The 11,494-nt window shown below is 60.4% G+C and carries 8 protein-coding genes and 2 tRNA genes; 8 read left to right on the top strand and 2 right to left on the bottom strand.

Going from position 1 to position 11,494, the window contains the following annotated elements; genetic code table 11:
* Both ABF990_RS04070 and ABF990_RS04065 read right to left on the bottom strand, forming a co-directional pair.
* The coding region (locus ABF990_RS04070) for a DEAD/DEAH box helicase (RefSeq protein WP_415506480.1) at window positions 1–1,721 on the bottom strand (1,721 nt) is incomplete at its 3' end.
* A gap of 170 nt (window positions 1,722–1,891) precedes the next feature.
* Entirely contained in the window at window positions 1,892–2,347 is a 456-nt protein-coding gene (locus tag ABF990_RS04065) for a hypothetical protein (protein WP_415499975.1), read from the bottom strand.
* 170 nt (window positions 2,348–2,517) lie between these two features.
* Between ABF990_RS04065 and ABF990_RS04060 the strand changes: the two genes are divergently transcribed.
* From ABF990_RS04060 to ABF990_RS04025, 8 genes are all read left to right on the top strand, one after another.
* Window positions 2,518–3,960, top strand: coding sequence for an NAD(P)H-hydrate dehydratase (locus ABF990_RS04060; RefSeq protein WP_415499974.1), 1,443 nt, complete (start codon window positions 2,518–2,520; stop codon window positions 3,958–3,960).
* A gap of 287 nt (window positions 3,961–4,247) precedes the next feature.
* Window positions 4,248–4,332 (top strand) — tRNA-Leu (locus ABF990_RS04055).
* 93 nt (window positions 4,333–4,425) lie between these two features.
* Window positions 4,426–5,760 (top strand): trigger factor, encoded by a 1,335-nt coding sequence (gene tig / locus ABF990_RS04050; protein ID WP_415490292.1) that lies wholly within the window; start codon window positions 4,426–4,428, stop codon window positions 5,758–5,760.
* A gap of 174 nt (window positions 5,761–5,934) precedes the next feature.
* Window positions 5,935–6,597, top strand: a complete 663-nt coding sequence (locus tag ABF990_RS04045) for an ATP-dependent Clp protease proteolytic subunit (RefSeq protein WP_415490293.1) — start codon at window positions 5,935–5,937, stop codon at window positions 6,595–6,597.
* 119 nt (window positions 6,598–6,716) lie between these two features.
* Window positions 6,717–7,982, top strand: a complete 1,266-nt coding sequence (gene clpX / locus ABF990_RS04040; protein WP_415490294.1) for an ATP-dependent Clp protease ATP-binding subunit ClpX — start codon at window positions 6,717–6,719, stop codon at window positions 7,980–7,982.
* Window positions 7,983–8,184: 202 nt separating this feature from the next.
* The gene (lon, locus tag ABF990_RS04035) at window positions 8,185–10,674 is read left to right on the top strand and encodes an endopeptidase La (RefSeq protein ID WP_415490295.1); all 2,490 of its coding nucleotides are present in this window, start codon (window positions 8,185–8,187) and stop codon (window positions 10,672–10,674) included.
* 162 nt (window positions 10,675–10,836) lie between these two features.
* Window positions 10,837–11,124: an HU family DNA-binding protein gene (locus ABF990_RS04030; protein WP_025860057.1), complete on the top strand. Its 288-nt coding sequence runs from the start codon at window positions 10,837–10,839 to the stop codon at window positions 11,122–11,124.
* A gap of 82 nt (window positions 11,125–11,206) precedes the next feature.
* Window positions 11,207–11,281, top strand: a tRNA-Val gene (locus tag ABF990_RS04025).
* The last annotated feature ends 213 nt before the right edge of the window (window positions 11,282–11,494 follow it).

Below are 11,494 nucleotides of genomic sequence, written 5' to 3'. Positions count from 1 at the left end.
CGATCCCGATCCCGATCCCGATCCCGATCCCGATCCCGATCCCGATCCCGATCCCGATCTTTGCCGCGTGCTGCCGGGTTTGCCGGGCGTTTGCCCTCGGCCCAGTCAAGCTGTTCCACCCCGTCCTGCGTCAGGCGGGGGAATTCCTTGCCGGTCAGTTGCTCAATGGCTTCCGCCAGCGCCTTGTCGTATGGGCTGGCCAGCGAATAGGCATGGCCCTCGCGCCCGGCGCGACCGGTACGGCCGATGCGGTGTACGTAGTCTTCGGGGTGGAATGGCAGGTCGAAATTGAAGACATGCGACAGGCCGCCGATATCGATGCCGCGTGCCGCCACATCCGAGCAGACCAGAACCTTCAGTTCACCGTTCTTGAATTTTTCCAGCGTCGCGAAACGGACGGATTGCGGCAGGTCGCCGTGTAGCGCTCCGGCCGAAAAACCGTGCTTGATCAGCGATTTGGTCAGCACATCCACATCGCGCTTGCGGTTGCAGAACACAATGGCGTTCTGCAGGCTGGGGTCGCGCAGGAGCAGGCGCAGTGTCTTGCGCTTGTCGTGCTCGTCCACGATCAGCAGGCCGGTGGTTATGGTAGTCGCGACCGAGGACTGGCGCGCCACCGTAATTTCCTTGGGGTTATGCAGGAACGCATCCGCAAGCTTGCGGATGGTCGGCGCCATGGTGGCGGAAAAGAACAGGGTCTGGCGTGTGGGCGGCAGCAGACCGACAATTTTTTCGATATCGGGAATAAAGCCCATATCGAGCATTCTGTCTGCTTCGTCGATCACCAGAATTTTGGTGTGGCTGAGCAGCAGACCGCCGCGCCCGAACAGGTCGAGCAGGCGGCCAGGGGTGGCGATCAGAACGTCCACGCCGCGATTGAGAACTTCTTTCTGCTCGGCCATGCTTTCGCCACCGATCAGCAGCGCATGGTTGAGCTTGAGATACTTGCCGTAATTGACAAAATTTTCCGCAACCTGCAGCGCCAGTTCACGCGTTGGTTCCAGAATCAGGGAACGTGGCATGCGCGCCCTGGCACGCGAGCCGCTCAGAATTTCGAGCATGGGCAGCGTGAAGGAAGCTGTCTTGCCGGTACCGGTCTGGGCAACGCCAAGCACGTCGCGCGCCATCAGCACAGCGGGAATGGCCTGTGCCTGAATGGGGGTCGGTGTCGTGTACCCCATGTCGGTAATGGCGTGCATGATGGGTTCGGACAGTTCGAGGTCCGCAAACGTTATCGACTCGGGCTGAACAGCGGCCATGGCCTCTGTCGCTTCCGCCTTTTCCAGCGTGGCAGGGGCTGGTGTCTCAACGGGTGCGGGCACAGCCGCCTGTTCATTGTCCTGATTTTCTTCCGGAGCGGCTGCCGCGTCAACGGTGCTTTCGGGCGCAGTCTCGACCACCTTTTTACGACGCGGCGCGGCTTTTTTCTTAGGTGCGGGTTCGACCGCTTCCACCGATTCGGGTTTGGCTGCCCGGGCTGTGCGGGTGGCTTTTGGCTTGGCGGGAGCTTTTTTCGGCGCGGGTTCAGCGCTTTTGACCGACTTCGCCCGGCTTTTGGCAGCAGGCTTGGGGGCTTTCGCCGCTGGGGCGGCGGCTGCAGGGGGCACGGGCTCGTTTTCCGTGCTGCCCGCTTCCACGATCGCAGATGTGTCGGGTGCCGCGGCTTTTTTGGGGCTGCGGGCTGTCGTCTTGCGGGTGCGGGCGGGTGCTTTTGCGGTCAATATGCTCTCGGAACTAAAACAGTCATTATCGGACGGGCTGGCCGGCATCTGTGCTCCGACCGAGACAAAAGCCGTCAGGCGGCAACGTCTCCAGCGCGCGATCAGGCGCTAGCCCGGATAAAGGTCTTTGTGCGTAAAAGCAAGTTTTTGGGGCAGTTGCCCTTGAATTTTCATGCAAACGGATGGCCGAGGCACGCAGACAGCACGGCCAGCATTCCCAGGGCGACAATCGCCAGGATCTGGGTGCGGATCGAGTCGAACACGGAAGCCTGCGGCCTGATCGCTCTGCGGGCTTTCTGGTAGGCGCCAAAATAGAGCCGTGCGAACAGTGCCGCCATCAGGATTCCGGCAAGCTGCATCAGGTTCGTGGTCCATGGCACGTTTGCAAACCCGCCCTCATGGACGATCAGCAGCCAGCCGGTCACCAGTGTGGTGGGAATGGCGTGCGTCAGCCCCTTGAAAAAGCGCGCCATGGTCTGGAGATGGACCGAATTGCGCTGGGTTGCATCCAGCAGGCCAAGGCTGGGCCGCAGCACGACAACCGCATAGATGCCCCCACCCACCCAGTAAATGATGCTGATGAGATGGAGTGCGAGAACAAGGCTCCAGAGAATGGAATGAGGCATGCAGACTCCGCTAGGCTTGCCGGTCGGTCACAGCGCCGGCGACAGGACAGGGGCCGGGGGCGGTAGCGGGGCGCCCGGCTGTTCTTGCTGTCTGATTGCCAATGTGGCGGTGCGGGTGCAAGGGGTATGTTCCGCGCACCGCTCATATTCCCCTGTCATGGAGATGTCCTGTGGAGCCTGTCCGCCCCTCCGTTCTTGGTGTTTACACGCCCGCTGACATGGCGCGGGTGGATACGCTGAGTGCGGCCACGATCCCGGTATCGGTGCTGATGGAGAATGCGGGGCGTGCCGTTGCCCGCGCGATCAGGCGGCATGTCAGGCCGCTGCGCACGCTTGTCCTGTGCGGGCCGGGCAATAATGGTGGAGATGGCTATGTGGCCGCCCGTCTTTTGTCTGATGCCGGGTGGCCAGTCGCGGTGGCGGAGATGGCTCCTCCGGCGCTGAACACCGCGTCCAGCGCCCCGGCCTGCCTGTATACGGGGCCCCGCGTGCCATTTGCCGTGGCCGAAGTCGCGCGGGCTGAGCTTGTGGTGGACGCCCTGTTTGGTGCCGGGCTGAGCCGGGATGTGGAGGGGGCCGCCGCCGATATGCTGCGGGCAGCCGCGCGACTGGTTGCGGTGGATATCCCTTCCGGCGTGGATGGCGCGACCGGGCAGGTGCGGGGCTATGCTCCCCAGGCTGAACTGACAGTGACGTTCCACCGGTTCAAGCCGGGGCATCTGCTCTATCCCGCCCGTGGGCTGATGGGGCGCCTGATTCTGGCCGATATCGGTATTCCCGACCGACTGGTGGAGCAGGTGCCTTTTACAGCATGGCGGAACGAGCCCGGCTTGTGGCGCCTGCCCGTTCCAGGCGCGGAAAGCCATAAATATTCTCGTGGTGTCGTCAGTATCTGTGCGGGGGGCAGTATGCCGGGCGCGGCGCGGTTGTGTGCGTCGGGCGCGCGGGCTGCCGGTGCGGGGTTGGTGCGGGTGGCAGCCGGAGGGGCAGCCCGGGATTACAGGCTCGGGCCCGCAGGTGTGATCGTGGACGACGCGCCGCTTGCCACCTTGCTGGAGGATGCGCGGCGGCATGTCTGGGTATGCGGGCCGGGTCTTGCACCCGATGAGGTCGCGCAAACCCTGCCGGTCTTGCTGGCGGCGGGGCGCTGTGTGCTGGCCGATGCCGGCGCGCTGAGTGCGGCGACTGACCGGCCGGAACAACTGAGGGGTGTTGCGGTCGTTACGCCGCATGTAGGTGAATTTACGCGTGTTTTCGGGCCGGTCGGCGCCAACCCGCCGGAGCGGGTGCGCGAGGCGGCAAGGCTGATTGACGCGGTTGTGGTTCTGAAAGGGGCCACAACCCTGATCGCCGCGCCGGATGGCAGGCTGGCCATCAACACGCATGCGACCCCGGCGCTGGGCACTGCCGGGTCGGGGGATACGCTCTCGGGCGTGATCGCGGCCCTTCTGGCAGCGGGTATGCCCATATGGGATGCCGCATGTGCGGGGGTGTGGCTGCATGGGGAGGCCGGGATAAAAGCCGCGGCCCAGACTGGTGGCTGGCCGCTGGTCGAGGATCTTGACCGCTATCTTGGCCCCGCGCGCCACGACGCCGCCGGCAGCAGAGGCTAATGTGGAGTATGCGGCGGTCCAGGCGGCCCCTGATGCGGGGCATATCATTGGGGGAGGGGTAAAAACCGGACGTGCGGGTTTTTTCGCCTTTTGCACGCCAGATCGTCTCTGCTTCTTGAGGGTTTGCGGCATGGGCGCGTCTGGCTGCCTGTTTGCGGCCTAAAAACCGGGCGATACACTTTTGCGCGCGACTTTTAACGCAGTCGCCACGGGAATAAGGCAGGGTCTCTTGCCGTGAGGCACGCTTTGAGCTAAGTCCACGCTTCTTGCGACGGCGAGCAATGCGCGCGGGCGTGGTGGAATTGGCAGACACGCCAGATTTAGGTTCTGGTGACGCAAGTCGTGGGGGTTCAAGTCCCTCCGCCCGTACCATCCAGGTTCATTCTCCCGTCCTGTTCCGCGACGGCCTTTCGGCATGACGTAGCGGGCTGTCTGAAGTTTTGTACCGAGAGGAAGGCCTGGCCGATGCAGGTAACCGAGACCCTTTCTGAAGGGCTGAAGCGTGGTTTCACCGTTACAGTTCCGGCCACGGAGCTTGAAGGCAAGCGCGATGCGCGCCTCAAGGACGTTGCCGCCAACCTGAACCTGCCGGGCTTCCGTCCGGGCAAGGTGCCGGTGTCCCTGGCCCGCCAGCGCTACGGTGCCGCGGTGTGGGGTGAGGTTCTGGAACAGGCGGTGTCCGACGCGATCCGCGCTGTTTTCGATGAACGTGGTCTCCGCCCGGCCGGGCAGCCGCAGGTCGATCTGGTGTCCGGTCAGGACGATGATGGCAAGGACCTTGAATTCAAGGTCGAAAGCGAAATCCTGCCCGAAATCACGGTGCCTGACCTGTCCGGTCTGACCCTGACGCGCCTGAAGGCCCCCGTCGCGGAAGACGCCATCGACAAGGCGATCGAAGATATTGCCAAGCGTGGTCGCACCTTCGAAGTGGTCGAGGAAGTGCGCCCCGTCGCCAAGGGTGACGTGATCGCGGTCGACTTCGTTGGCAAGCGCGATGGCGTGGCGTTCGACGGCGGCACGGCTGAAGACGTGAACATCGAAATCGGCGGCGAAGGCTTCATTCCCGGGTTTGCCGAACAGATCGAAGGCATGTCTCCGGGTGAGGAAAAAGTCATTACCGTGACTTTCCCCGAAGATTACGGCGCAGCGGAGCTTGCCGGCAAGGAAGCGACGTTCGACATCAAGGCCCGTCAGATCAAGAAGCCGGTGGATGCCGCGATCAACGACGATCTGGCCAAGCAGATCGGCTTTGAAAGCCTCGATCAGCTCAAGGACCTGATCCGCAAGCAGATCGAAGGTGAATACGACCAGCTTTCACGCCTGCGTATCAAGCGTGAACTGCTGGACGAACTGGCCACCAAGACGGATTTCGAAGCACCCGCCAACATGGTGGAAGCCGAATTCCAGCAGATCTGGACCCGTGTCGAAGCCGACCGCAAGGATGGCCAGATCGATGACGAGGACAAGGACAAGGACGAAGCCACCCTGCGCGCGGACTATCGCAAGATTGCCGAACGCCGTGTGAAACTTGGCCTTCTGCTGGCTGAAATCGGCACAAAGAACGGTATTGCCGTCAGTTCCGAGGAGCTGGCACGCGCTGTGCGTGCAGAAGCCATGCGCTACCAGGGGCAGGAGCAGCAGGTTTTCGAATTCTTCCAGAAGAATCCGCAGGCTGCGGAAACCCTGCGGGGACCGATCTTTGAAAACAAGGTCGTGGATTACCTGATCGAGTTGGCCAAGGTCACCGACAAGGAAGTGACCCCCGAAGAGCTTTCAGATATTCCACCCGCGGATATCTGAGAAAAACGGCTCTGTCCCGCCAGTGTGAACTGGCGGGACATTCTTTTTGGGGCATGTTTTTCTTTCGCGGGGGTGGCATCTTGCCACTTTATCTCTATCTTGAAGCTTGGAGCCCGAACCTGTTTTTCGCGTCGCGCGGAAAAGAGGGCAGGGAAGAGACAGTTTTGTACGGGAATGAGTGGTATGAGGGATCGTGATCCCGTTGAGGTTTTCAGCAACGCCCTGGTGCCCATGGTGGTCGAACAGACCTCACGCGGGGAGCGGGCTTTCGACATCTATTCCCGCCTGCTGCAGGAGCGGATCATTTTTCTGACCGGCCCGGTCTACGATCAGGTGGCTTCGCTGATTTCCGCGCAGCTTCTGTATCTGGAAAGCGTGAACCCGAACAAGGAAATCTCGTTCTATATCAACAGCCCCGGGGGCGTTGTCTCCGCCGGGCTCGCGATTTACGACACCATGCAGTATATCCGCAGCCCCGTCAGCACGGTGTGCATCGGCCAGGCGGCATCCATGGGGTCGCTGTTGCTGGCCGGTGGGGAAAAGGGGCGTCGTTTCGCTCTGCCGAACGCGCGTGTCATGGTGCATCAGCCGTCAGGCGGGGCGCAGGGGCAGGCGAGTGATATCGAGATCCAGGCTCGTGAGATCCTGATCATCCGTCAGCGCCTGAACGAGATCTACCGCGAGCATACGGGCCGCACGCTCGAGGAAATCGAGCAGAAGCTGGAGCGTGACACCTACATGTCCGCCGGCGAGGCCCAGTCTTTCGGTATCGTTGACGAAGTCATCAGCCACCACAAGGCGGTGGAAACGGGTAAGAAGGATAAAGACCATCCTTAAGCTGGTATACTATGAACTTCCTGTTACAATAAGGAAGCTCCCGGCTTGCCCGCAGGCGGGAGAAGTCTGGAGCCAGGCTCTCGATGCCGTGGGGCCAGGGATGATCGAGGGAGGGGGCGATGAATACAAAGTCCGGTGATTCCAAAAACACGCTGTATTGCTCGTTCTGCGGTAAATCGCAGCATGAGGTACGCAAGCTTATCGCCGGCCCTACGGTGTTCATCTGCGATGAATGTGTCGAACTCTGCATGGATATCATCCGTGAAGAGAACAAGACCACGCTGGTCAAGTCGCGCGAAGGGGTGCCAACCCCCAAGGAAATCTGCAAGGTTCTGGACGATTATGTCATCGGTCAGGTGCAGGCCAAGAAGGTCCTGTCCGTGGCGGTGCATAATCACTACAAGCGGCTGACGCAGGTTGCCAAGACGGGTGATATTGAAATTGCCAAGTCCAACATCCTGCTGATCGGACCGACAGGCTCGGGCAAGACCCTGCTGGCCCAGACACTTGCGCGCATTCTGGATGTGCCGTTCACCATGGCGGATGCCACCACGCTGACCGAAGCCGGTTACGTGGGTGAGGATGTCGAGAACATCATCCTCAAGCTGCTGCAGGCGTCTGACTATAATGTCGAACGCGCCCAGCGCGGGATTGTCTATATCGACGAGATCGACAAGATTTCCAAGAAATCCGACAATCCGTCCATCACCCGTGATGTCAGCGGTGAAGGCGTGCAGCAGGCGCTGCTCAAGCTGATGGAAGGCACGGTTGCCTCCGTGCCGCCGCAGGGTGGGCGCAAGCATCCGCAGCAGGAATTCCTTCAGGTCGACACCACCAACATGCTCTTTATCTGCGGTGGTGCGTTCGCGGGGCTGGACAAGATCATTTCCGCGCGCGGCAAGGGTACCAGCATCGGTTTCGGGGCGGATGTCCGTTCCCCTGACGAGCGCCGTACGGGTGCGATCCTGCATGACGTCGAGCCTGAGGATCTGATGAAGTTCGGGCTTATCCCCGAGTTTATCGGTCGTCTGCCGGTGCTTGCGACCTTGGGTGATCTGGACGAAGCAGCGCTGATCAAGATCCTGACCGAGCCCAAGAATGCTCTGGTCAAGCAGTATCAACGCCTGTTCCAGATGGAAGACGTGCAGCTTACATTTACCGATGATGCGCTCAAGGCCATCTCGGATCGCGCCATCGTGAGAAAAACCGGTGCGCGCGGCCTGCGGTCGATCATGGAGAGTATCCTCATGTCCACGATGTTCGACCTGCCCGGTCTGGACAATGTGGAAGAGGTGGTGGTTAACCGCGAGGTTGCGGATGGCAAAACCACGCCGGTTTATGTCTATGGCCAGAAAAAAGAGTTGCCCACGGAGCAATCCGCCTGAACCAGGGCAACGCACAGGCAGTACCGGCGGATATGCCGCCGGTACTGTTTTCACGCCCACGCTATTGCGTGGCGCGCTTTGCATTCCAACATAAAATCAAAGACGGGCTTTTTTGCCAGGCGGAAAAGCCGAACAGCGCAACAGTATGCCGCCTGACGGGTGCGTTGCCTGGATCGTCCTTATCGGGAGGTCAATAATCATCATGGCTGAAAACGAAAAACCTGCCACGACACGGCGCAGGCGCAAGACAGACACGGCAGAGTCCCCGGTCGTTGATGCGGCCCAGGTCGCAGTTACGGAAAAACAGGGATCAGGGCGGGTAGCGGTTCTGCCGCTGCGGGACATTGTCGTATTCCCGCACATGATCGTGCCGCTGTTTGTCGGGCGGGAAAAATCCGTTCGTGCGCTGGAATCCGTTACGCGTGACGACCGGCATATCCTGCTCGTGGCGCAGAAAGATGCCGCGCAGGATGACCCCACCGCTGACGATATCTATCGCGTGGGAACGCTGTCCACCATTCTGCAGCTTCTCAAGCTGCCCGACGGCACCGTGAAGGTGCTGGTCGAGGGCGTGAAGCGCGTGCGCGTCAAGGCACTGCTTGATGTCAACGGCCATTTTGAGGCCGAGGTCGAGCCGATTGCCGATGTTCCGGCCCACGGGCCGGAGGCCGAGGCGCTGGGCCGGTCCATTGTGACGCAGTTCGAGCAGTACATGAAGCTCAACAAGAAAATTGCGTCTGAAGTGCTGGTGTCACTGAACCAGATCAGCGACCTGTCTAAGCTGGCCGATACCGTAACCAGCCACCTTAATCTCAAGATTGCGGAAAAGCAGGATATTCTGGAAGCGCCAAGCGTGCAGGCGCAGCTTGAGAAGGTTTTCGGTCATATCGAAGCCGAGATCGATGTTCTGCAGGTCGAAAAGAAAATCCGCAACCGCGTCAAACGCCAGATGGAACGGACCCAGCGCGAGTACTATCTGAATGAGCAGCTCAAGGCTATTCAGAAGGAGCTGGGCGAAGGCGAGGACGGCAAGGACGAAACCTCCGAGATCGAGGAGCGCATCGCCAAGACCAAGCTTTCCAAGGAAGCGCGGGAAAAAGCGCTGGGTGAGCTCAAGAAGCTGCGCGGCATGAGCATGATGTCCGCAGAATCCACTGTGGTGCGCAATTATCTCGACTGGATCCTGAGCATCCCGTGGAAGAAGCGCAGCAAGGTCCGCCACGACCTGCCCGAAGCCGAAAAGATTCTGGATGCCGACCATTACGGGCTGGATAAGGTCAAGGAGCGTATTCTTGAATATCTGGCCGTGCAGAGCCGTTCCCAGAAGCTGAAAGGGCCTATCCTCTGCCTTGTCGGCCCGCCGGGGGTGGGGAAGACCTCTCTTGCGCGCTCGATCGCCAAGGCCACGGGGCGGCATTATGTGCGGATGTCCCTGGGCGGCGTGCGGGACGAAGCTGAAATTCGCGGCCACAGGCGTACCTATATCGGCTCCATGCCGGGCAAGATCATTCAGGGCATGAAGAAGGCTAAGGTTTCCAACCCGCTCTTCCTGCTCGATGAGATCGACAAGCTGGGTGCCGACTGGCGCGGTGACCCGTCATCCGCGCTGCTGGAGGTGCTGGACCCCGAGCAGAACGGGACATTCGCGGATCATTATCTGGAAGTGGATTATGACCTGTCCGATGTCATGTTCGTGACAACGGCCAACAGCCTGAACATGCCCCAGCCCCTGCTGGATCGCATGGAGATCATTCGGCTGTCCGGCTACACGGAAGATGAAAAGGTCCAGATCGCGCGCGGGCATCTGATTTCCAAGCAGATCGAGGCCCATAACCTCAAGCCCGGTGAATGGACCATCAGCGACGAAGGCCTGCGCGATCTGATCCGTTATTACACGCGCGAAGCGGGCGTGCGCAGTCTCGAACGTGAGCTGGCGGGGCTTGCCCGCAAGGCCGTAAAGGAGATCGTGACCGGCAAGGCGGAGTCTGTCAGCGTGACGGCCGATAACCTTGAGAAATACGCTGGCGTGCCACGCTTCCGCTACGGCGAAACCGAGGCCGAGGATATGGTTGGTGTTGTAACCGGCCTGGCCTGGACCGAGGTGGGGGGCGAAATCCTGACCATTGAAAGCGTCATGGTTCCGGGCAAGGGCGGTATTGCCGAGACCGGCAAGCTGGGCGACGTGATGAAGGAGAGCATTTCTGCTGCGTTCTCCTTTGTGCGGAGTCGGTCCACGAGCTTCGGCATTGCGCCGCCCCTGTTTGAAAAGCGCAGCTTTCACGTACATGTGCCTGAAGGCGCGACTCCCAAGGATGGGCCTTCCGCCGGTGTGGCCATGGTGACATCGCTGGTCAGCGTGCTGACTGGCATTCCTGTCCGGCGGGATGTGGCCATGACGGGTGAAATCACCCTGCGGGGTCGTGTGCTGGCTATTGGCGGGCTGAAAGAAAAGCTTCTGGCGGCACTTCGTTCGGGTATCCGCACGGTTTTTATTCCCAAGGAGAATGAAAAAGATCTCGCGGAAATCCCTGATGTTGTGAAAAACAGCCTCGAAATCGTGCCTGTCTCCCATGTGGATGAGGTTCTGGCCCGTGCTCTGGTGCGCCAGCCGCAGCCGATCGAATGGGAGGAAGTGCCCGAAGCCGTGCCCGGTACAGCCGCGGGCAAGGTGCTTCCGGTGCTGCCACACTAAGGAATATGCTGCTTGCGGCACGGTTTGGGCCGCAAAGTTGCAAAGTTTACGCTTGCTTGGTTGACGTAGGAAAAAACGGCTTCATAGTGCGAGCAGGTTGTGGTGGGGGAACCCGTTTCCCCACCACTTCACGAAAACGGAAAAGAAAGAGAAAGGCGTAACATGGAGAAGCCGCTCAACAAGCAGGAACTGGTTTCAGCCGTAGCTGAAGCTGTCGACCTGCCCAAGGCAAAGGCCGGAGAAGTGGTCGACGCCGTATTCGGTGCTATCGAGAAGGCCCTTGCCAAAAAGCAGGAAGTGCGTCTGGTTGGCTTCGGTACGTTCGTCACCGCCACCCGCAAGGCCGCCAAGGGCCGCAACCCCCGCACGGGTGAAGAAATCGATATTCCGGCTTCCACGTCTGTCCGCTTCAAGCCGGGCAAGGCGCTCAAGGACGCTGTCAGCAACTAAGCTGGCATTTTTTTAAGCGGCCGGCCAATCTCCTTAAAAAAGGGGGTTGCCGGCCGTTTCTGTTTGTGGGACAGAAGCTCCCGGGCGATTAGCTCAGCGGTAGAGCGTCTCGTTTACACCGAGAGGGTCGGCGGTTCGATCCCGTCATCGCCCACCATATTCCAGGAACAATTTTATACGCCAACAGGCACACGCATCACATGCGGTGTCCGTTTGTGCGTTGTTGTCCACCGTGGCGGACAGTCTTTCATTTCCTGTATCAATTCCGTCATTCACAGGAAAGTGGCCGCCGAACAACGCGTTCGTGCATGGCCGTAACGAGCAGTCAGGTCTAGGGTGAGCGCATCGGCAAAGCCTCAAGGGCTTTCAT

It is taken from the genome of Acetobacter sp. (genome assembly GCF_047723915.1).
Lineage (GTDB): Bacteria > Pseudomonadota > Alphaproteobacteria > Acetobacterales > Acetobacteraceae > Acetobacter.
The sequence above is the reverse complement of the archived record's forward strand: the minus strand, read 5'-3'. Positions and strand labels throughout refer to the sequence as shown.

What these genes read in the sequence shown, in the direction of transcription:
- ABF990_RS04065 (WP_415499975.1), bottom strand. Translation starts at nt 2,347, where the DNA reads ATGCCTCATTCCATTCTCTGGAGCCTTGTTCTCGCACTCCATCTCATC.
- tig (WP_415490292.1), top strand. Translation starts at nt 4,426, where the DNA reads ATGCAGGTAACCGAGACCCTTTCTGAAGGGCTGAAGCGTGGTTTCACC.
- ABF990_RS04045 (WP_415490293.1), top strand. Translation starts at nt 5,935, where the DNA reads ATGAGTGGTATGAGGGATCGTGATCCCGTTGAGGTTTTCAGCAACGCC.
- clpX (WP_415490294.1), top strand. Translation starts at nt 6,717, where the DNA reads ATGAATACAAAGTCCGGTGATTCCAAAAACACGCTGTATTGCTCGTTC.
- lon (WP_415490295.1), top strand. Translation starts at nt 8,185, where the DNA reads ATGGCTGAAAACGAAAAACCTGCCACGACACGGCGCAGGCGCAAGACA.
- ABF990_RS04030 (WP_025860057.1), top strand. Translation starts at nt 10,837, where the DNA reads ATGGAGAAGCCGCTCAACAAGCAGGAACTGGTTTCAGCCGTAGCTGAA.